Genomic DNA, 20444 nt, shown 5'->3' on the forward strand with positions numbered 1-20444 from the left:
CGGTCCCGCTCAGGACCAGCGGCGCGGAACCGGCAGCGCCTCCGGTCGCACCGCGACCCCGGCGATCGCCACGGTCTTGATCATCGCCCAGACGCGCAGGCCCGGTTCGAGGGCGAGACGCTCGACGGATTCGAGCGTCACCAGCGCCTTGAGCGGCACCGAGCCGAGATCGATGGTGACCACCACGTAGGGCGGGGCGCGGCGCGCCACGGCGACGATGCGGCCGGGCAGCCGGTTGGTGATCGAAACGTCCATCGGCCGCGTCAGGGCGATCGAGACGTCGCGGGCATCGATGGCGACGTGCACGCCCGCGTCGATGGCGGCCTCGACCAGGGGCACGCGCAGCTCCCCGTCCCCGAAGAACAGGGTCGAGAGACCGAGTTCGACGTCGTGGCGCAGCACCCGCGCGTCGAGGCCCGTCGTCAGGTCGGGCGTGCCAGGGAGTACCGCGCTCACGTCGCTCGAAGCCTCTCGTCCGCCCCGAGCGATAGAGGGTTTCGGCCGCGGGCGACACCGCCCCGTTGCGACGGGGGCATTGACAAGATCTTGCCATATCGACAATGTGTTTTCATGTTGCAGCCGCCCGCGACGGCCGAGGCCGTCACCGACCTGATCCTCGACGTGTTCCGGGCCAACGGCGCCTTCCTGGCCGCGGGCGACCGGCTGGTATCCGATCTCGGGCTGACGAGCGCGCGCTGGCAGGTGCTGGGCGCCGTGGCCATGGCCGGCACGCCCCTGCCCGTCGCCGGCATCGCCCGGACGATGGGGCTGACCCGGCAGGCGGTGCAGCGGGTCGTGGACGACCTCGCCGAGGCCGGATACCTGCGCTTCGCGCCGAATCCGCATCACCGGCGCGCCAAGCTCGTGCTGCCGACCCCGGAGGGCGCGGCGGCCTATCGCGCCGCCGCCGAGCGCCAGCGGCCCTGGGCCGCCGCCCTGGCCGATGGCCTCGACCCGGCGGCCCTCCGCGCCGCCGCCGCCTTGCTGCGCCAGCTCGCGCAGCGACTGACCGGCCCGGACGACCAGGAGACGGGATCATGATCGTCGGGGACCTCGCCCTGCTCACCGCGGCGGCCTTCACCGGGGCGGCGGCCTATGTCAGCCTCGTGGAGCAGCCGGCGCGGCTGGGCCTCGCGCCGGAGCCGCTCCTCGCCCAGTGGCAGCCGAGCTATCGCCGGGCCACGCGGCTGCAAGGCTCGCTCGCCCTGGTCGCAACCGCCCTCGGCGTCGCGGCGTGGTTGGTCGCGTCGGATCCGCGCTGGCTCCTCGGGGCGGCGCTCAGCCTCGCGAACTGGCCCTACACGCTCGTCGGGGTGATGCCGACCAACCGGACGCTCATGGCCATCCACCCGGGCGACGCCACGGAGGCGGTCCGTCCCCTGATCACCCGTTGGGGCCGGCTGCACGCAATCCGCACCGGCCTCGGCGCCGCCGCCGCCGGGGCTTATCTGTGGGCGCTGCACTGAGGGCGGTCAGTAGAGCTGGCCGTCCAGGCTCGCCGGAGAACCGGGCGGCAGCGGGCTGAGGCTGTTCACGCTGTCGCCGATGATGCCGGGCGGGCCGCTGAAGCCCACCACGCCGCTCGGATCGCGGGTGGCGTAGCCGCGTCCGTATCCGCGGCGCTCCAGCTCCTCCATCCGCGAGACCGGGATGAAGCCATTGCGCATGAGCCGGGCATCGACCCGGTCGAGCCGGTCGAGGTCGTGCTCGATCGGAACACGGCGCATCTCACCGGCCTGAACGACGGGGGCCGACGCCGTACAGAGGGCGGAGAGGACGAGCAGGACGGCCGGGCGCGGCATGGATCAACTCCGGGATCGTGTCTTTCTCCTCATCATCGGATGAATTCGGCCCCGAGTTCCCCTCATCACCGCTTGGTGATCTTGATGACAGGGGATCGCACCGGATTACCTCCCGTCGACTTGGCCGTATCTGCTTGCAGTCGACTACTGGTCAGCTTGGCTGCGATCGCAATTGCTGCCGTGAAATAGGATAAGATTCGGGACACGGCGTGGAAAATCGCCGGGCGTCCGCTCCTCGGCAGCGATGCAAGAAAATCGGAGCTGCTTCGCCGCATGTCCTGTGTTGGATCCCGGATCTCCTTCCACTTCGTTTCAGTCGTCCGGGAAAGAGGTGGGGCGGCAACCGGATTGCCGGGTGGCCCGGCCGTTGGAACCCGTTTGATCGACTGTGTGGGCGCCCCTGCGGTGCCCTACGATCGCGAAACGCGCGTGGCCCAGCCGCCGCATCGCCGCGACGAGGGTTGCGGCCGTCGCGCGCTTCGACATGGCCGCGTGATCGTCGGTGTCGGCTGGCGGGTCGCTCCCGCCGTAACCGGGGAGATCCGCCACGACGACGGTGGAGGCGCGGGCCAGGAGCGGGGCGACGTCGCGCCACGTCAGGCCCGTCTGCGGGAATCCGTGCAGCAGGAGCACGGCCGGACCGACCCCGCCGGTTCGGACGAGAACCGCGCCGCACCCGGTCTCGATCCGCCGCGTCACGAAACCCTCGCTGGCCGCGGCCCGGGAGCCGTCCGGTCCCATGGCGGCGGCCCGCCTCCGGCCTCAGTACGGATAGCCGTAATAGGGGCGCGGGACCGGCCGGTAGCGGTCGCCGACCGGGCGTCCGTAGCGCGGGTAGGCCCGGATGTAGGGATCGAGCCGCGGGTTGCGGTAATTGCCGTTGTTGACCCCCGCCGAGCGGTCGTTGCCGCTGAGCGCCGAATAGGGCGAGAGACCGCTTCCGGCATCGCCGCCGCCGCCGCGCTGGGCGAGGGCGGGGCCGGTCAGGCCGAGGCCGAGGGTCAGGGCGAGACAGGCACAATGGATCGGCTTCATGACATCCTCCTGAAAGCCCCTCGAAACGCCATCAACGCCCGCCGCCGCTCACGGTTGCGGGAACCGCTCACAGGAGCCAGGTCGCGATGAGGCAGGCCGTCGCCAGGGCGGTGACGCCCGTCGTCAGCCATCCGACCGTGTTGGTCAGGCGGCCGTTCACCCGCTCGCCCATGACCTGCCGGTCGTTGGTCATCAGCATCATCAGGAGCAGGAGCGGCGGCACCGAGACGCCCTGCACGATGCCCGACCAGACCAGCGCCCGCATCGGGTTGAAGCCGAGGAAGTTCAGCGCCACCGCGAGCACCGTCACTCCGACGATGGTGCCGTAGAACAGCTTCGCCTCGCGCGGGCGGGCATGCAGGCTGCCCGTCGCGCCCACGCCCTGCACGAGGTCGTAGGCCGCGCCCGTGGTCATGACCGGGACGGCCAGGAAGCCGACCCCCACCACGCCGAGGGCGAACAGGTAGGTGGCACCCGCCCCCGCCAGCGGTTCGAGGGCGGCCGCCGCCTGCGCGGCGCTCTCGATCTCGGTCTTCCCGGCCGGGTGCAGGGTCGCGCCGGTGGACAGGATGATGAAGTAGAGGATCAGGTTGGAGAACAGCATCCCCACCAGCACGTCGCGGCGCGTGGCCCGCAACTCCTCATCCGTCGCGCCCCTGCGCTGGCGCAGCGTCCGGCGGCCCTGGCTGATCTCTTCCTCGACCTCCTGGTTCGATTGCCACGTGTAGATGTAGGCCGAGAGCGAGGTTCCGATGCAGGCCACGATCATCGACAGGAACTCGGCGTCGAAGCGGATCCGCGGCACGAAGGTGCTGCGCAGCACCTCGACGGGATCGGGCCTGGCCATGACGGCCGCCGCGACATAGGCGAACAAGGCCAGGGCGAGCCAGCGGAAGAGGCTGCGCAGGAGGGCGTAGGACCCGAAGATCTGGAAGGCCAGGATGGTCGCAGCGGCGGCGACCACGATCAACGGGACCGGCACCGGGACGAGCAGGTTGAGGGCCGCGCCGATGCCGCCGAGATTGGCGGCCGCCTCGATCACGTTGCCGAGGAAGGCGCCGAAGACCACCGGGTAGAGGATCCAGCGCGGATAGCGGTCGCGCACGATCGCGAACAGGCCCTTGCCGTAGACCTGCCCGAGCTTGGCCGAGACGTAGACCACCACGATCATCATCGGCAGGACGACCGGGGCGATCCACAGGAAGGCGAGGCCGAACTTGGCGCCGGCACTCGCATAGGTGCCGATCGCCGAGGGATCGTCGTCCGCCGCCCCGGTGATCACGCCCGTGCCGAGGATGCGCAGGGCTCCCCGGGCCTTGCCGGTGCGGGCGGGACGGTCCCGGGGAACGGATCGTTGGGCAAGCTCGGTCATGGCCCCTCGTCGATGCGGGTGAGGAAGGCTCAACCAAGCACCGGGCGGGAGGGTTCTGCCCGGATCATGCGCGGGGCGCGGAAGGGGGCCGCAGGCCCGGCCGCGCCGGCGGTTCCGGAGCGGGCCGGGGGTCGCCGACGATGACCGCCGGGGTCAGGAGGCCTGGACCGCCGGAGTGGCCCCGGGCAGGGCGGGGGTGCCGAGCCGGCCCTTGAGGGTGATGCCGACCGCCGCGACGAGGGCCGGCACCGCCACGACGCCGAAGGTGGCCGGAAGCCCCAGACCGAGGCCGATGAGCGAGGCGCCGGTCATCGAACCGACCACCGAGCCGATCCGGCCGACCGCGTTCGCCCAGGAGACCCCGGTGGCGCGGCTCGCGGTCGGGTAGGTGCTCGCGGCGAGCGCGTTGATGCCGATCTGCGAGCCGGCCACGCAGAAGCCGGCACCGAACACTGCGACCGCGAGGAGCACGACCGAGCCGGTGGCGCTGCCGATCAGGGCCACGAAGCCCGCCGCGCCAAGATAGGACAGGCCGAGCACCGCGTGCGGGTTGGCGCGGTCCATCAGGGCACCGAGCACCAGCCCGCCCACCGTGCCGCCGGTCGCCAGCATGACGGTGACCAGCGAGGCCTGCTTGAGGGTGAGGCCGGCGCTGCTGATGATGGTCGGAAGCCAGCTCGACAGCAGGTAGAAGATCAGGAGGCTCATGAAGAAGGTGAGCCACAGGCAGAGCGTGCCGGCGACGAGCCCCGGCTGGAAGAGCTGGCCGATCGGCGAGCCCTTGCGGGCGGCGATGCCCGTGAAGCTCGCCCCCGTCAGGTTCTCGTGCGGCGCGATGCGGGCGAGGAGCCGCGCGATCCGCTCCGGCGCGGCCTGCCTGAGGACGAGGAAGCGCACCGATTCCGGCAGGCCGAGCGCGAGCAGCGGCAGGAGCGCGAGCGGCAGCACGCCGCCGAGCACCAGCACCGAGGTCCAGCCGTGATCGGCGATCAGGTGCGCGGCCGCGAAGCCGCCGAGCGCCGAGCCCACCGTGAAGCCGCAGAACATCGCCATGGTGAGGAAGGAGCGGCGCGCCTCCGGGCAATATTCGGAGGTGAGCGTGATGGCGTTCGGCATGGCGCCGCCGAGGCCGAGCCCGGTGACGAAACGCAGCACCGTCAGCATCTCGATGGAGGTCGACCACGCCGAGGCGAGGCTGGCGAGCCCGAAGAAGGCCGTCGTGACGATCAGCATCGCCTTGCGGCCGATGCGGTCGGAGAGCGGCCCGAACAGGAAGGCGCCGATCATCAGGCCGAGCAGCCCGGCCCCGAACAGGGGCGCGAGCTGGGCCTGCGACACCTGCCATTGCGCGCGCAGCGCCGGCGCGATGTAGCCGATCGCCGCCGTGTCGAACCCGTCGATGGCGACGACGAGGAAGCACAGGACGACGATCCGGATCTGGAATCCGGAGACGCCGTGGCGGTTGATGAAGTCCTGGACGTCGATGGTGCGCGAGGTGGGCATTTCCCGATCCCTTCCGGCGGCGTGGCCTCGTTGGAGCGCCGGCGCGTCGAGGCGTCGGCGCGATGAATCCCGGTCAGGCGATCGCGGAGGGGTGGCGCGCGAGCGGCGTCACCCTGATCGTCATGAACGGGAAGAGCGGCAGGCTGGACAGGATGTCGTGCAGCGCGTCGTGGCTCTCGACGTCGAAGATGCTGACATTCGCGTAGCGTCCGGCCACGCGCCACAGGTGGACCCAGCGTCCTTCCCGCTGCAGGTCCTGGGCGCGGGCCTTCTCGTCGGCCTTCAGCTTGGCGACGTATTCGGGGTCGATGCCGTGCGGGAGGACGACATCCATCTCGACGCAGTACAGCATGGGGCTCAGCTCCGGGCGTAGTGGCGCAGCTTGTCGGGATCGAGGGTCACGCCGAGCCCGGCCCCGGCCGGCAGGTGAACCGCGCAATCGTGGAAGCGCAGCGGCTCGGTCACGAGGTCGTCGGTGAGGATCTGCGGCCCGAAATGCTCGCAGCCCCAGGCGAGGTCGCGCAGGCCCGCGAAGGCGTGGAGATGCGCCGCGGCGCCGATCGAGCTCTCGAGGAGGCAGCCGCCGTAGAGGCCGATGCCGGCCGCCTCCGCCACCGCCGCGACCTTGCGCAGGCCCACGAGGCCGCCGTGCTTGACGAGCTTGAGCGAAACCGCGTCGGCGGCGGCCGCCTGCGCCACCGCCAGCATGTCGTGGGGCGTGAAGACGCATTCGTCGGCGAGCAGCGGCGGCACGCCGTCCCGGGCGCGCAGGCGCCCCATGCCGGCGATGTTCCAGGCCGGCAGCGGCTGCTCGACGAGGGCGATGCCGAGATCCGCGAGGCGCGGCAGGCAGCGCCGGGCCGTGGTCTCGTCCCAGGCCTGGTTGGCGTCGACGATGAGCGTGGCGCGGTCGGCGAGCGCGGCGGAGAGCCGGGCGAGCCGGGCGAGATCGGCCTCGGGCGCCTGCGCCCCGATCTTGATCTTGAAGGTGTGGTGCAGGCGGGCGTCGAGCTTGGCCCCGGCCTCCGCGATCTCCTGGTCGGGGTCGCCGGAGGCGAGGGTCCACAGCACGGGCAGGCTCGTGCGCACCGCCCCGCCGAGGAGCGCCGCGACCGGCAGCCCGAGGGTCTTGCCGGCCGCGTCGAACAGGGCGGTCTCGATGGCGGCCTTGGCGGCGTTGTTGCGCTTGGCGGCGGCGTCGAGGACGAAGCCCGCCGTGACGAAGCGGTCGGCCCGGTGCCCGATCAGGGCCGGCGCCAGATAGGCGTCGATGGTGGCCTTGATGCCCTCGACGCTCTCCTCGCTCCAGCGCGGGCCGCCGAGCGTCGCCGCCTCGCCGATGCCCTCGACGCCGTTCTCCAGCCGCACCTGCACGATGACGTAGCTCTGGGCGGTGACGGAGGTCTGCGAGAGCTTGTGCTTGCGCACCGTCGGCACGTCCACGATCGTCGCGCGGATCGCCGCGATGGCGAGATCGGAATGGGCCGAGTCGGCCGCGTCGTGGATCTGGTTCTTCGCGAGCATGGGAGGGCCTTGTGTTGGGACGGGGCGGGAGAGACGAGATCCCCCGTCTCCGCGCGGGCCTGCGGATTCGAAAGGCTTGGATAAGTTTGGGAATGACAGAGGCTTATCCGGCACCCGAAGGGCGGCGGCTCGGGCGCCCCTCCCGAGTGGGAGAGGCGCCCCGTCCTGTCCCCGGACAGCCGGGCCGCAAGCGGGGAGAGGGCAAACCGGCGCCTCAGGCGGCCTGGGCGTGGGGGCGGACCACCACCGGGTCGGGAGCGTCCGCCGCCTCGGCGTTGAGGACGAAGTCGAAGCGGATCGCCGAGAAGGGCTCGTTCAGCCCGGCCGCCTTCAGCGCCGCCGCGTCGGTGACCCGCTCCACCGCCACCACGAGTCCGTCGCGGGTGCCGAAGGCGAAGTCGTCGTAGACGTAAGGATCGTCCGCGAGGTTGATCTGCGTCGTGAGCTGCCGGTGGCCGGGCCCGGAGACGAAGAAGTGGATATGGGCCGGGCGCTGGCCGTGGCGGCCGAGCTGGTCGAGGAGCTTCTGGGTCTGGCCCTGCGGCGGGCAGCCGTAGCCCTTCGGCAGGATGCTGCGGAAGCGGTAGCGGCCCTGCCCGTCCGTCTCGATGCGGCGGCGCAGGTTCCAGGGGCTCTGGCTCCGGTCGAACACCGAGTAGTTGCCGAGGGTGTTGGCGTGCCAGACGTCGACGACGGCCCCCGCCAGCGGCGCCCCGCCCCGGCCCGTCACCTGCCCCTCGACGATCAGCACCTCGCCGTCCTCCGGGTCGTCGTCGAGCCGCGCCTCGCCCTTGGCGAGCGGCGCGCCCGCCACGTAGAGCGGGCCCTCGATGGTGCGCGGCGTGCCGCCCTCGATCCCGGCCGCCCGCTCCTTCGCGTCGATGCACAGGTCGATGAAGTGCTCGATGCCGAGGCCCGGCATCAGCAGCCCGAACTCGTTCGCCTGCCCGGTCTCGGTCAGGTAGCTCATCGCGGTCCAGAACTCGCTCGGCGTGACGTCGAGATCCTCGATGATGCGGCAGGCATCGGCCACGACGCGGCGGACCACGGCCTTGATGCGCGGGTTGCCCACGTCGGTGTCGAGCCCCGCCACCTTGTCGAACAGGGCCTGGGCCTCGGGGGAATCGGTGAGCCGGGTGGTCATGGGCGTCTCCTCTCTGGTGCTTATCGGGGTGTCAGCCGCGGTCGCCGCCCGCCACGGGGAGTGTGACGCCGGTGACGTAGGAGGCCTCGCCGGAGGCCAGGAACAGGATGGCGGCGGCCTGCTCGGCCGCGGTGCCGTAGCGGCCCATCAGGCTCGACGCCCGGGTCTGGGCGACGACCTCCTCGATCCAGGCGCGCTCCTGCTCGCCCGGCGGCGCGGGGTTGCGCGGGATGCGGCGCGGGGGCGCCTCGGTGCCGCCGGGAGCGACCGCGTTCACCCGAACGCCGTGGGCCGCGTATTCCCAGGCGAGGCAGGCGGTGAGCGCGTTCACCCCGCCCTTGGCGGCGGCGTAGGGCACCCGGTTGAGGCCGCGGGTGGCCACCGACGAGACGTTGACGATGCTGCCGCCTCCGCCCTCCAGCATGGGCGGCAGTGCCGCCCGGCAGCACCACAGGGTCGGGAAGAGCGAGCGCCGGATCTCGGCCTCGACCTCCGCCGGGGCGTAATGGGCGTAGGGCTTGAACCAGATCGAGCCGCCCACATTGTTGATCAGCACGTCGAGCCGGCCGAACCGGTCGACGGCGGCCGCCATCACCTGCTCGCAGCCCTCGTAATGCTCGACATCCGCGAGCCGGACGGCCACCCGGGCCCCATGGCCGCGGGCCTCGGCGGCGGCCTCCGCCACGATCTCGGAGCGGTCGGTGAGGAGGAGGTCCGCGCCCTCGCGGGCGAGCCGCAGCGCCACCGCACGGCCGATGCCCTGCGCGGCCCCGGTCACCACCGCGACCTTCCCGGCGAAGCGGCCCGGAGAGACGATGTCCGCGGCCCCGCTCATGCGCCGCCCCCGGCCGCGCCGCTCGCCGCGAACTTCTCGTAGTGGAAGCTCGCCGGGGTAAGCCCCTGCGCCGCGAAGGTCCTGCGCACCGCGTCCACCATCGCGGGCGGACCGCACAGGTAGGCGTCGACGTCGCCGCCGTTCAGGTGCCCGGGCGCGAGATGCTCGGTGACGTAGCCCTTGCGGGGATGCGCGCTGCCGGGCGCGGCCACGCAGGTGTCGTAGCTGAAGCCCGGGATGCGCCCGGCCGCCTCCTCCAGCGCCTCGGTCTCCACGAGGTCGGCATCCTGCGTCACGCCGTAGACGAGGTGGATCGGATGATCGCTGCCGGTCTCGGCGATGCGGCCGAGCATCGCCAGGAAGGGCGCGAGCCCGGTGCCGCCCGCCAGCATCAGCACCGGCCGCGTGATCTCGCGCAGGTAGAAGCTGCCCGAGGGGCCGGTCAGGTCGAGGCTTCCCCCGGCTCCGCCCCCTCCGCCAGGAAGGTGCTCATCAGGCCGCCGGGGATGTTGCGGATCAGGAACTCCGCCCGCTGGCTGCCGGGCACGGAGCTGAACGAGTAGGCGCGCGTCTGGCCGCTGCCCGGCACCGCGATGCTGACATACTGCCCCGGCAGGAAGCCGATCGGCTCCTCGGTCTCCACCGCGAGGCCGAAGGTGGTGTCCGAGAGGCGCCGCACGGCATCGATCCGGCCGCGATGGGCGGCCATGCGGGTCTTGCAGGCATCCGACGACGCCGCGATGGCGAGAACGAGGTCGGTGCGCGGGCGCATCTGGCAGGCGAGGCCGTAACCCTGAGCCGCCTCCTCCTCGGTGAGCGCGTCCTCGATGTAGCTGCCCGGATCGAAGCGGCCGGATTCGCAGCGCACCCGGCAGGTTCCGCAGGCGCCGTCCCGGCAGTCGAGCGGGATGTTGATGCCCAGCCGGTAGGAGGCGTCCGCCACCGTCTCGCCGGGGCGGCAGGCGACGAAGCGGGTGACCCCGTCCTCGAAATTGAGCGCGACGGTCGACATGATGGCGCTCCCCTCAGATGTGATAGATGTCGATGACGTGGTGGATGTAGTCGTTCTTCAGAACGACCTTCTTTTTCTTGATCAGCGGCGTCCCTCCGCGCGTATCGAGCGTGTAGAACGACGTGCCGAAATGCGTGTCGATGGTCTTGTAGCGGTAGTTGAAGGTGAGCCAGTTGAAGCGGAGCCGGCAGGAGACCTCGTCCTGTTCGAGGATCTCGACGTTGCTGATGTTGTGCGAGGTGCGCGGCTCCGGCAGGCTGGTGGCGCTGGAGCGCTCGGTGCGGATGCGGAAGACCCGGTCCTCCAGCCCGCTCCGGCTGTCGTAGTAGATCAGCGAGACCTCGCGCTGCGGATCGGTGACGAGGTCGTCGTCGTCGTCCCAGGACGGCATCCAGAACTCGACGTCGGGCGCGTAGAGGGCGAGCCACGCGTCGAAGTCGCGGTCGTCGAGGTGGCGGGCCTCGCGGTAGAGGAACTGCTGCACCTGTTCCAGGGTGAGAGTCATCGGGGGCGTCTCCTCCGGGCATGACGGGTCGTTCGGTGCCGCGGGGGCCCGGTGCCGTCTTGGTCGTGGTGTGGCTGTCTCCCCCCTCCCCTGCCCGGAGAGGGGGTCTCGCGCTACGGGCGCCCGGCATCCGCCTCCGCGATGTGCCGGCGCATCGTGTCCATCCAGTAGCGGTGCTGGACGGCGAACAGGCCCTCGTCCTCGGTCTTGACGCCGCTGAGCAGCGGCTTCAGGCCGATCGCCTGCGCGCCCTCGTCGGCGCCCTCGATCCAGTGCGTGGCGCCCCGGCAGAGGTCGTTCCAGGCCGCCGCCCGGCCGCGATAGCCGAGCTGGCAGGCCCGGAACTCCTCGAGGTCGTCGGGCGTCGCCATGCCGCTCGCGTTGAAGAAATCCTCGTACTGGCGGATGCGCTGCGCCCGCGCCTCGGCGCTCTCGCCCTTCGGGGCGATGCAGTAGATCGTCACCTCGGTCTTATCGACCGCGATCGGCCGGTAGGTCCGGATCTGCGACGAGAACTGATCCATCAGGTAGACGTTCGGGTAGAGGCAGAGATTGCGCGAACGGCTGATCATCCAGTCGGCCATCGCCTGCCCGTGCCGGGCGGCCAGTTCCTCGCGCCGGTCCCAGTTCGGGCGGTCCTGCGGGTTCGCCCAGGTGGTCCAGAGCAGCAGGTGGCCGTGCTCGAAGGAGTAGAAGCCGCCGCCCTGCTTGGCCCAGCCGCCCGCATCCATGGCCCGGGTCTTGTCGACCGTGCAGGCCTCCTTGCGGCGGCTCGTCGTCGCCGCGTAGTTCCAGTGCGTGGCGCTGACGTGGTAGCCGTCGGCGCCGTTCTCGGTCTGGAGCTTCCAGTTGCCGTCGAACACGTAGGTCGAGGCCCCGCGCAGCACCTCCAGCCCGTCCGGCGACTGGTCGACGATCATGTCGATGATCCGGGCCGCCTCGCCCAGATGCTCCGCGAGCGGCTTCACGTCGGGGTTGAGGCTGCCGAACAGGAAGCCCCGGTAGCTCTCGAACCGCGCCACCCGGGTGAGGTCGTGCGAGCCGTCGCGGTTGAAGCTCTCCGGATAGCCCGCGCCCTCCGGATCCTTGACCTTGAGGAGCTTGCCGCCGTTGCTGAAGGTCCAGCCGTGGAACGGGCAGGTGAAGGTCGCCTTGTTGCCGCGCTTGTGCCGGCAGATCATCGCGCCGCGATGGCTGCAGGCATTGACGAAGGCGGCGAGCTCGCCCCGGCGGCTGCGGGTGATCACCACCGGCTGGCGGCCCATGACGGTGGTGAGATAGTCGTTGGGGTTCGGAATCTGGCTCTCGTGCGCCAGGTAGATCCAGTTCCCCTCGAAAATGTGCCGCATCTCCAGCTCGAAGATGTCCGGGTCCGTGAAGATGTCGCGGCGGCAGCGATAGATGCCGGTCTCGGCGTTCTCCTCGACGGCGGTCTCCACAACCTGATGCAGGTGTTCCAGCACGGCGTCCTCCTGGCCTCTCGGCGGGCGTTGGCTTGCGGGCGAAGTCGATCGCTGCGGATCCGCGGAACGCGGCCTGCCGAACTTCGTCCATCGGCCAGGAAGGGCGTGACGCTCGGCTCCGGCCCTGCGGCCGTACCGGCGATCGTCGCTCGCTCCCGGGCGTTTCCTCTTGATTTCAGGTCTAGACAGGCTGCCGGTCGGCGTCCAAGACCGATGGGGAACAAGATTATGCCCGGGAGGAATGATTGGAGCTTCGGCACCTGCGCTACTTCGTGGCGGTCGGGCGCGAGCAGAGCTTCACCCGTGCGGCCGAAACCTTGCACGTCGCCCAGCCCGCCCTGAGCAAGCAGATCCAGCAACTCGAGGAGGATCTCGGCCTCGCCCTGATCGAGCGGGGCTCGCGCCCGGTCCGGCTCACCGAGCCGGGTCGGCTGATCTTCGAGCAGGCGATCCAGATCCTGGAGCGGGTCGACGACCTGCGGGAGACCGGGCGGCGCCTGCGCCTGGCGGAGCGCAACCGCTTCCGGGTCGGCTTCGTCGCCTCGACCCTGTACGGGCGCCTGCCGGAGATCATCCGCGGCTATCGCACGAAGCGGCCGGACGTCGACCTCACGCTCCTGGAACTGCTCACCCTGGAGCAGATCGCCGCCCTCAAGGAGGGCCGCATCGATGTCGGCTTCGGCCGCATCGCGATCGAGGATCCGGCGATCGCGCGGGTGCTCCTGCGCAACGAGCGCCTGATCGTCGCCGTGCCGCTCGGCTGGGATGCCGGCCGGCGCGCGCCGCTGCGGCTGCGGGACCTCGGGGACACCCCGCTGATCGTCTATCCGAAGGGCGCGCGCCCCAACAATGCCGACCGCATCCTGGCGCTGGTCCGCGCGGCCGGCGTGCGCCCTCCCGTCATCCACGAGGTGCGCGAGTTGCAGACGGCACTCGGGCTCGTCGCCGCCGGGGTCGGGGTCTGCATCGTGCCGGCCTCCGTCGAGCGCCTGCGCCGCGACGGCGTGGCCTACCGGCCGCTCGACGAGGAGACGGCGCTGATCCCGGTCATCATGAGCTACCGCAAGGACGATCCCTCGCCCGAGATCGGGCTGATCCTCGACTGCGTGCGCGAGGATTACCTGCGCGAGGGCATCGTGTTCGGGGTGTGAACCTCCGGCACGTCCCGCATGCACGGATCATCCGCAAGAGCGCGTGATGACCACCTCGCCGGATGGTATCGCTGCTCCGCTCCTGTGGAGATCGGGAGGATGTTCTGTATGGGTCAGTACAGAGACGGATCACCGTCGACCATCGATGCCGCGTGCCTCATCCCGGAGCGCACCTGCCCGGCCTGCCGGTACGCTCCGGATCCGGACCGGACGGGCCGGCGGTCCCGCGAGACGATCGCATCGGCAATCCGGGCTTTCCACCGTCTCGCGCAGTACAGCCTGCTGCTGATCGGCAACCTGATCCCCGGCTTCCAGATCCTCGCGCCCTTGAAGGTTTTCTTCTATCGCTTGTCCGGCATGAGGATCACCGGATCGGTTCAGATCGTCGGCCCGGTTCAGACCGACTACAGCCTGACCTGCGAGATCACGGCGGCGATCTCGATCGGCGACGGGACGTACATCGCCCATCATTGCCGCATCTCGACCTATTGCAGCTCGGTCACGATCGGCCGGCGATGCCAGATCGCGTCGAACGTCCGGTTCGAGACGAACACCCACACGCTCGAGGCGAAGGAGGGTCTCCACAGGCCGCGCATCCAGATGCCGATCATCGTCCGCGACGACGTCTGGATCGGAGCGGGGGTGCTCATCCTCCCCGGCGTCACCATCGGCGAGGGCGCGGTCGTGGCCGGCGGCGCCGTGGTGACGAAGGACGTGCCGGCGCGCGCCCTCGTGGGCGGATCGCCGGCCCGGATCATCCGGATGCTGTGACCCTCCGGCCCGGCCGGGGCGGCCGGAATGCGTCGATCCGCGGCCCGCGGCCTCATACGGTTTCCGGTTGATCGCTTCGCGATGCGGAAACCGGCCTCGCTCAGGCGCCGCGCGGGCTCGTGATACGGTTTCCGATCGATCGCGTGGCGATTGCTGCGCCGTCGCTTTCGCGATGCGGTAAACCGGCTTCGCTCAAGGGTGCGCGGAGCCCTGCTCCGCGCCGCGCGGGCTGGCGACACGGTTTTCCGGACGGTGATCGTCCGGAAAACCGTGTCATACGATTTCCGGTTGATTGCTTCGCAATGCGGAAATCGGCTTCGCTCAAGCGCCGCGCGGGCTTGCTGAGACGCAATCCGCTTCGATCAAGCGGATTGCGTCTCAGTCGATGACTTCGACGATGCGGCGGCTGCCGGGCTCGACCAGCACCGGCCGGTCGTTGACGATGGTGTAGCGGTAGCCCGTCGCGCCGTACTCCGCCGGCACCTCGTAGGTGGTCACGCCCTCGGTGGGCAGCACGGTCCCCACCCGCACCTCCTCGCCGAAGCTGTAGGAGGGCCGGTGCTCACGCACGACGTAGCTGCGGAAGCGCGGGCGGGTGTCGATGCCGAGGATGCCGTTGATCGTGCCGGTAGCCGCCCCGATGGCGCCGCCGACGATCTCGCCGACGGGGCCGCCCGTGGCGCGCCCGGCCGCGGCCCCCTCCTCCGCCCCGCGCACGAGGCCCTGAGCCTGGGCGCCCGGGGCGAACAGGAGGGCGAGCATCGCCGCGGTGGCAATCGTCTTGGTCATGATGGTCTCCGAGCGAGAGATGGCGGCGATCGGTCGTGCGTCAGCGCGGGGCTGCCGGACCGGCATAGGGCGAGGCCAGGATCACGCGCACCGCGCGGGCCGGCGCAGCGGGAGCCGGCTCGGACGCAGCAAGGGGAGCGGCCGGAGCCGGTGCCGCGGCGGCGTGAGCAGATGTCAGGCGATCCGAGGCCGACGCCGTCCAGCAGGCGGCAAGCAATGCGGCCAGAATGCAAAGACTGCGCGGGATCGTCACCGTCATTCTCCCAAGCGTAGCGGTTCGATGGTCGGATAACGGCGACGCTTCGGCCGCGTTCCGAAAATAAAAACGCGTCGCAGCGCGGAACCGGTGGGCACGCCCGAAGTCCACCGCAATCGTCGGGCCGGCGCGAGCGGGCAATGGCGCGGGCCCGCCCTCTCCGCCCCCGGTGAGAACGGGAGGACGACGCGCCGCGACGACGGCGGCGCGTGAGGATCACGGCCCGTGTTCCGCAACAGACCCGGACGGCCGATCAGTCCCGCAAGCCTCAGCACAGCATCGCACCATAATGTCCGTGCAGACCTTTCGCACTCTAGCCCCCGGACGGTCCGATCATGAGCGGACGGCGTTGCCTCAGCCCCTGCATCACCGTGCGCGACCTGCCCGCGCGAGATTGTCATGGACATCCGGTAGGCCTCCCGTGACACGGCGCCGCGAAGAGCGGCCGAGACCGTGTTTCACGGCCCCCACACGCTTATGGCGGTGGCGGACACGGTGTACGTCTCGCCGCGGCATGTGGTCGGGATGGCTCCGGGCGGGATGGCTCCGGGATTGAGGAAGAGGGACCAATGCGGATCGCAATGATCGGGACGGGATACGTGGGGCTCGTATCCGGCGCCTGCTTCTCCGAGTTCGGCGTGAACGTGTGCTGCGTCGACAAGGACGCGAGCAAGATCGAGCGCCTGGAGCGGGGCGAGATCCCGATCTACGAGCCGGGCCTGGACGAACTCGTGGCGCGCAACGTGGCCGCGGGCCGGCTCTCCTTCACCCTCGACCTGGCCGCGGCCGTGCGGGGCGCCGACGCCGTGTTCATCGCCGTCGGCACGCCGACCCGGCGGGGCGACGGCCATGCCGATCTCAGCTACGTCTACGCCGCCGCCGAGGAGATCGCGGCCAGCATCGACCGCTACACGGTGGTGGTGAACAAGTCGACGGTGCCGGTCGGCACCGCCCGCGAGGTGCACGCCATCATCAGCAGAGTGCGGCCCGAGGCCGAGTTCGACGTCGCCTCCAACCCGGAATTCCTGCGCGAAGGCTCGGCCATCGGCGACTTCATGCGCCCGGACCGGGTCGTGATCGGGGCGGATTCCGAGCGGGCCCGCGAGGTGCTGCGCCGGCTCTACCGGCCGCTGTTCCTGATCGAGACGCCGATCCTGATGACCGGCCTGGAGACCGCCGAGCTGACGAAATACGCCGGCAACGCCTTCCTGGCCACCAAGATCACCTTCATCAACGAGATCGCCGACCTGTGCGAGAAGGTGGGCGCCAACGTCCACGACGTCGCCAAGGGCATCGGGCTCGACGGCCGCATCGGCCGCAAGTTCCTGCATGCCGGTCCGGGCTACGGCGGCTCCTGCTTCCCCAAGGACACGCTGGCGCTGATGCGCACCGCCCAGCAGGTCGGCGCGCCGGTGCGCATCGTCGAGACGGTGGTGGAGGTCAACGACCAGCGCAAGAAGGCCATGGCCGAGCGCATCAAGGACGCCTGCGGCGGGTCGCTCGACGGCCGCACGGTGGCGGTGCTCGGGGTGACCTTCAAGCCCAACACCGACGACATGCGCGACGCGCCCTCGCTCGACATCATCCCGGCCCTGCAGGAGGCCGGCGCGACGGTGCGGGCCTTCGATCCGGCCGGCATGCACGAGGCCGAGAAGCTGCTGCCCGGCGTGGAATGGTGCCAGGACGCCTACGCGGCGCTGGGCGGGGCGGACGTCGTCGCCATCCTGACCGAGTGGAACGAGTTCCGCGCCCTCGACCTCGGCCGGACCAAGTCCCTGATGAAGCGGCCGGTCATAGTCGACCTGCGCAACGTCTACGACCCGGTCCAGGTCGTCGGCGCCGGCTTCGCCTACAGCTCCATCGGCCGGCCCACCCCCGAGGCGTCCGCGTGACGCCCTCCACCAGGATCTGAACTCGGATCCCACAGCCCGACGTCTAGGGAGCGCCAGTGTCTACTCATCGCGGATACAGCAAACGGGTTCTCGTCACCGGCGGCGCCGGGTTCCTCGGATCGCACCTGTGCGAGCGCCTGATCGAGCAGGGCTGCGAGGTCCTGTGCGTCGACAACTACTTCACTGGCGCGCGCAGCAACCTCCTGAAGCTGCACAATCATCCGCGGTTCGAACTCGTCCGCCACGACGTGACCTTTCCGCTCTACGTCGAGGTGGACGAGATCTACAATCTCGCCTGCCCGGCCTCGCCGGTCCATTACCAGCACGACCCGGTGCAGACGACCAAGACCAGCGTGATCGGGGCGATCAACATGCTGGGCCTCGCCAAGCGGGTCGGCGCCCCGATCCTCCAGGCCTCCACCAGCGAGATCTACGGCGACCCGACCATCCATCCCCAGCCGGAGGAATACTGGGGCAACGTGAACACCATCGGCCCGCGCTCCTGCTACGACGAGGGCAAGCGCTGCGCCGAGACCCTGTTCTTCGACTACAACCGGCAGCACAAGCTGAAGATCAAGGTCATCCGGATCTTCAACACCTACGGCCCGCGCATGCACCCGAATGACGGGCGGGTCGTGTCGAACTTCATCGTCCAGGCCCTGAAGGGCGAGCCGATCACGGTGTTCGGCGAGGGCAACCAGACCCGCTCCTTCTGCTACGTCGACGACCTGGTCGACGGCATGGTCAAGTTCATGGCGACCGCGCCGGACGTCACCGGGCCGATCAACCTCGGCAATCCGGGCGAGTTCACCATCCTGGAACTGGCCGAGCAGGTCATCCGCCTGACCGGCTCCTCCTCGAAGATCGTCCACAAGCCGCTGCCGAAGGACGATCCCAAGCAGCGCCAGCCCGACATCGCCAAGGCGAAGGCGCTGCTCGACTGGGAGCCGACGATTCCCCTCGAGGAGGGCCTGCGCCGGACCATCGCCTACTTCGCCGATTCCCTGAAGTGACGGCATCCGGGCCATGACCACCGTCCTCGTCACCGGCGGAGCCGGCTTCATCGGCAGCCACGCCTGCAAGGCGCTGGCCGCGGCCGGCTTCACGCCGGTCACCTACGACAACCTGGAGCGCGGCACCCGGGAGGCGGTGCGCTGGGGGCCGCTGGTCGAGGGCGACCTCAGCGACAGGGCGGCGCTCGACCGCGCCTTCGCGGAGTTCCGGCCGCGGGCCGTGCTGCATTTCGCGGCCTACGCCTATGTGGGGGAGTCGGTCACCCACCCCCTCGCCTATTACCGCAACAACGTGGCCGGTTCGCTCACGCTGCTCGAAGCCATGGCGGATGCGGGCGTGGGGCTCCTGGTCTTCTCCAGCACCTGCGCGACCTACGGCGTGCCGCACACGATCCCGGTGCCGGAGGATCACCCCCAGCACCCGGTCAACCCTTACGGCGCCTCCAAGCTGATGATGGAGCGGATGATCGCCGATGCGGGAGCCGCCTCCGGGCTCCGCTCCGTGATGCTCCGCTACTTCAACGCCGCCGGGGCCGATCCGGAGGGCGCGATCGGCGAGAATCACGACCCCGAAACCCACCTCATCCCCCTCGTCATCGACGCCGCGCTCGGCCGGGTGCCGCATCTGACGGTCAACGGCGACGATTACGACACGCCGGACGGGACCTGCATCCGCGACTACATCCACGTGGCGGATCTCGCGGATGCGCATGTGCGCGCCCTGCGCTACCTGCTCGACGGGGGCGAGACCACCGCCTTCAACCTCGGCAACGGGGCCGGCTTCTCGATCCGGCAGGTGATCGACGTCGCCGAGCGCGTCACCGGCCGGCCGGTCCCGGTGCGGATCGGCGAGCGCCGCCCGGGCGACCCGCCGGTCCTCGTCGGCGACGCGGCCCGGGCCCGCGCGATCCTGGGCTGGCAGCCGCAGCGGGCCGATCTGGAGACGCAGGTGACCGATGCGTGGCGCTGGCGCCTCGACCGGTCGTCGCAGGCCCTCGCCGGCCTGCTCCGCGGGGTCCTCGCGGAAGCCGGGATCTCCGGCGAGGCCGCCCCGGAGCGCGACGCGGCGCAGCCGGACGACGGCCGTCACGTCGCCTGACCGGCCGAAGCCCCCTCCACCCTCCGTGACCCCGGATCCGCGAGCGGCCCCGCCCGCGGATCCCGGCCGCCTGCGCCGGGCGCGGGCCGGCCGCGCCGCCCGGTTCCCGCCCGCAGGCATCCAGAAGGATCCCACCGATCATGGAAGTCGATTATCTCGTCGTCGGCTCCGGCCTGACCGGAGGAACGATCGCCCGCTGCCTCGCCGACCGGGGCGAGAGGGTGCTCATCGTCGACCGCCGCCCCCATGTCGGCGGCAACGTCCACGATCACAAGCATGCCAGCGGCATCCGCATCCACACCTACGGGCCGCACTATTTCCGGACCTCGTCCGACCGGATCTGGGCCTTCGTCAACCGCTTCGACCGCTTCTACCGCTACGAGCCGGTCCTGATGACGCAGGTGGATGGCGCGCTCGAATACTGGCCGATCCAGGGCGAGTACATCGACCGGACGGTGGGGGCGGACTGGACGCCGTCCTTCACCGGCACGCCGGAGAACTTCGAGGAGGCGTCGCTGGCGATCATGCCGCAGCCGATCTACGAGAAGTTCATCCGCGGCTACAACGTCAAGCAGTGGGGCATCGACCCGCGCGCGCTGGAGACCGGGCTCGCCGGGCGCTTCGACGTGCGCACGGACGGGGAGAAGCGCCTGAAGACCAGCCCGCACCAGGGCATCCCGGTCTCGGGCTATGCCGGCCTGATGAGCAACCTCGTGGCGGGCATCCCGACCCTGACCGGGGTCGATTACCGCCTCGTGCGCAACGCCTTCACGGTGCGCAAGCGGACCATCTACACGGGGCCGATCGACGAATTGTTCGACTACGACCTCGGCAAGCTGGCCTATCGCGGCCAGAAGCGGGAGCACAGCTACTTCCCCGATGCCGATTACCGCCAGCCGGTCGGGCAGGTGAACACCCCCGGCCTGGACCAGGGCCCGCAGGTGCGCATCCTCGAATGGAAGCACATGATGGCGGAGGACGAGCGCGCGCGCGCGGTCGGCACCGTGCTGACCACCGAGACGCCGTTCACGCCCACCGACCCCAACGAGTACGAGTATCCGTTCCCGGACAGCCGCAACCGCGAGTTGTTCAAGCGCTATCAGTCCCGGCTCGCCGGGATGAGCGATCTCCTGGTCTGCGGCCGCCTCGGCGAGTACCGCTACTACGACATGGATCAGGCGATCGGCCGCGCGCTGATGCTGGTGGAGCGGGTGCTGCTCCCCGGCGCGACCGGGGCCGAGACCGTCGCGCTGATGGCCGCCTGAAGGGCCGACCCGA

Annotated in this window: 20 protein-coding genes and 2 pseudogenes; 8 read left to right on the forward strand and 14 right to left on the reverse strand. The window is 70.5% G+C overall.

Features of this window, described 5'->3' with window-relative positions; genetic code table 11:
• Nucleotides 1-9 precede the first annotated feature (9 nt).
• Complete coding sequence (locus tag ACE101_RS16390) at nucleotides 10-456, reverse strand: TOBE domain-containing protein (protein WP_379131436.1); 447 nt, start codon at nucleotides 454-456, stop codon at nucleotides 10-12.
• A 114-nt stretch (nucleotides 457-570) separates the two neighbouring features.
• Between ACE101_RS16390 and ACE101_RS16395 the strand changes: the two genes are divergently transcribed.
• Nucleotides 571-1041, forward strand: a complete 471-nt coding sequence (locus ACE101_RS16395; RefSeq protein ID WP_379131439.1) for a MarR family winged helix-turn-helix transcriptional regulator — start codon at nucleotides 571-573, stop codon at nucleotides 1039-1041.
• Complete coding sequence (locus ACE101_RS16400; protein ID WP_379131441.1) at nucleotides 1038-1466, forward strand: anthrone oxygenase family protein; 429 nt, start codon at nucleotides 1038-1040, stop codon at nucleotides 1464-1466. Before ACE101_RS16395 ends, ACE101_RS16400 begins: the two co-directional genes overlap by 4 nt.
• A gap of 6 nt (nucleotides 1467-1472) precedes the next feature.
• On the opposite strand, the gene ACE101_RS16405 is transcribed toward ACE101_RS16400, so the two are convergent.
• From ACE101_RS16405 to benA, 12 genes and pseudogenes are all read right to left on the reverse strand, one after another.
• Nucleotides 1473-1802 (reverse strand): hypothetical protein, encoded by a 330-nt coding sequence (locus ACE101_RS16405; RefSeq protein ID WP_379131443.1) that lies wholly within the window; start codon nucleotides 1800-1802, stop codon nucleotides 1473-1475.
• A gap of 312 nt (nucleotides 1803-2114) precedes the next feature.
• Complete coding sequence (locus tag ACE101_RS16410) at nucleotides 2115-2543, reverse strand: alpha/beta fold hydrolase (protein ID WP_379131445.1); 429 nt, start codon at nucleotides 2541-2543, stop codon at nucleotides 2115-2117.
• 21 nt (nucleotides 2544-2564) lie between these two features.
• The gene (locus ACE101_RS16415; RefSeq protein WP_379131447.1) at nucleotides 2565-2837 is read right to left on the reverse strand and encodes a hypothetical protein; all 273 of its coding nucleotides are present in this window, start codon (nucleotides 2835-2837) and stop codon (nucleotides 2565-2567) included.
• 67 nt (nucleotides 2838-2904) lie between these two features.
• Entirely contained in the window at nucleotides 2905-4209 is a 1305-nt protein-coding gene (locus ACE101_RS16420) for an Nramp family divalent metal transporter (RefSeq protein ID WP_379131449.1), read from the reverse strand.
• A gap of 153 nt (nucleotides 4210-4362) precedes the next feature.
• Complete coding sequence (locus tag ACE101_RS16425) at nucleotides 4363-5712, reverse strand: MFS transporter (RefSeq protein WP_379131451.1); 1350 nt, start codon at nucleotides 5710-5712, stop codon at nucleotides 4363-4365.
• Between the two features lie 73 nt (nucleotides 5713-5785).
• Nucleotides 5786-6064 (reverse strand): muconolactone Delta-isomerase, encoded by a 279-nt coding sequence (gene catC, locus ACE101_RS16430; RefSeq protein WP_379131453.1) that lies wholly within the window; start codon nucleotides 6062-6064, stop codon nucleotides 5786-5788.
• A 5-nt stretch (nucleotides 6065-6069) separates the two neighbouring features.
• Nucleotides 6070-7236 carry a muconate/chloromuconate family cycloisomerase gene (locus ACE101_RS16435; RefSeq protein WP_379131456.1) on the reverse strand — a complete coding sequence of 389 codons (1167 nt, stop codon included), beginning with the start codon at nucleotides 7234-7236 and terminating at the stop codon, nucleotides 6070-6072.
• 214 nt (nucleotides 7237-7450) lie between these two features.
• Entirely contained in the window at nucleotides 7451-8380 is a 930-nt protein-coding gene (catA, locus tag ACE101_RS16440) for a catechol 1,2-dioxygenase (RefSeq protein ID WP_379131458.1), read from the reverse strand.
• Nucleotides 8381-8411: 31 nt separating this feature from the next.
• Entirely contained in the window at nucleotides 8412-9215 is an 804-nt protein-coding gene (locus ACE101_RS16445; protein WP_379131461.1) for a 1,6-dihydroxycyclohexa-2,4-diene-1-carboxylate dehydrogenase, read from the reverse strand.
• A pseudogene (benC, locus tag ACE101_RS16450) lies at nucleotides 9212-10227 on the reverse strand (benzoate 1,2-dioxygenase electron transfer component BenC). The gene ACE101_RS16445 and the pseudogene benC overlap by 4 nt, the downstream one beginning before the upstream one ends.
• Before the next feature lie 13 nt (nucleotides 10228-10240).
• Entirely contained in the window at nucleotides 10241-10732 is a 492-nt protein-coding gene (gene benB, locus ACE101_RS16455; protein ID WP_379131463.1) for a benzoate 1,2-dioxygenase small subunit, read from the reverse strand.
• 113 nt (nucleotides 10733-10845) lie between these two features.
• Nucleotides 10846-12195 carry a benzoate 1,2-dioxygenase large subunit gene (benA, locus tag ACE101_RS16460; protein WP_379131465.1) on the reverse strand — a complete coding sequence of 450 codons (1350 nt, stop codon included), beginning with the start codon at nucleotides 12193-12195 and terminating at the stop codon, nucleotides 10846-10848.
• A 245-nt stretch (nucleotides 12196-12440) separates the two neighbouring features.
• On the opposite strand from benA, the gene ACE101_RS16465 reads away from it, so the two are divergent.
• Together ACE101_RS16465 and ACE101_RS16470 are read left to right on the forward strand one after the other, a co-directional pair.
• Entirely contained in the window at nucleotides 12441-13346 is a 906-nt protein-coding gene (locus ACE101_RS16465; protein WP_379131467.1) for a LysR family transcriptional regulator, read from the forward strand.
• A gap of 612 nt (nucleotides 13347-13958) precedes the next feature.
• A pseudogene (locus ACE101_RS16470) lies at nucleotides 13959-14117 on the forward strand (DapH/DapD/GlmU-related protein); the annotation flags it as partial.
• 378 nt (nucleotides 14118-14495) lie between these two features.
• On the opposite strand, the gene ACE101_RS16475 reads toward ACE101_RS16470, so the two are convergent.
• Nucleotides 14496-14906 carry a DUF1236 domain-containing protein gene (locus ACE101_RS16475; protein ID WP_379131469.1) on the reverse strand — a complete coding sequence of 137 codons (411 nt, stop codon included), beginning with the start codon at nucleotides 14904-14906 and terminating at the stop codon, nucleotides 14496-14498.
• Between the two features lie 825 nt (nucleotides 14907-15731).
• Here ACE101_RS16475 and ACE101_RS16480 point away from each other — a divergent pair.
• The 4 genes from ACE101_RS16480 to ACE101_RS16495 all read left to right on the forward strand — a co-directional run bounded on the left by ACE101_RS16480 (nucleotide 15732) and on the right by ACE101_RS16495 (nucleotide 20431).
• Nucleotides 15732-17054: a UDP-glucose dehydrogenase family protein gene (locus ACE101_RS16480; protein ID WP_379131471.1), complete on the forward strand. Its 1323-nt coding sequence runs from the start codon at nucleotides 15732-15734 to the stop codon at nucleotides 17052-17054.
• A 56-nt stretch (nucleotides 17055-17110) separates the two neighbouring features.
• Nucleotides 17111-18067, forward strand: coding sequence for a UDP-glucuronic acid decarboxylase family protein (locus ACE101_RS16485; protein WP_379131474.1), 957 nt, complete (start codon nucleotides 17111-17113; stop codon nucleotides 18065-18067).
• Nucleotides 18068-18080: 13 nt separating this feature from the next.
• A complete protein-coding gene (gene galE, locus ACE101_RS16490; protein ID WP_379131476.1) occupies nucleotides 18081-19166 on the forward strand; it encodes a UDP-glucose 4-epimerase GalE in 1086 nt (361 codons plus the stop codon).
• A 140-nt stretch (nucleotides 19167-19306) separates the two neighbouring features.
• Complete coding sequence (locus ACE101_RS16495; RefSeq protein WP_379131479.1) at nucleotides 19307-20431, forward strand: FAD-dependent oxidoreductase; 1125 nt, start codon at nucleotides 19307-19309, stop codon at nucleotides 20429-20431.
• Nucleotides 20432-20444 lie beyond the last annotated feature (13 nt).

Origin of the sequence: Methylobacterium carpenticola, from assembly GCF_042748905.1 — a bacterium.
Lineage (GTDB): Bacteria > Pseudomonadota > Alphaproteobacteria > Rhizobiales > Beijerinckiaceae > Methylobacterium > Methylobacterium carpenticola.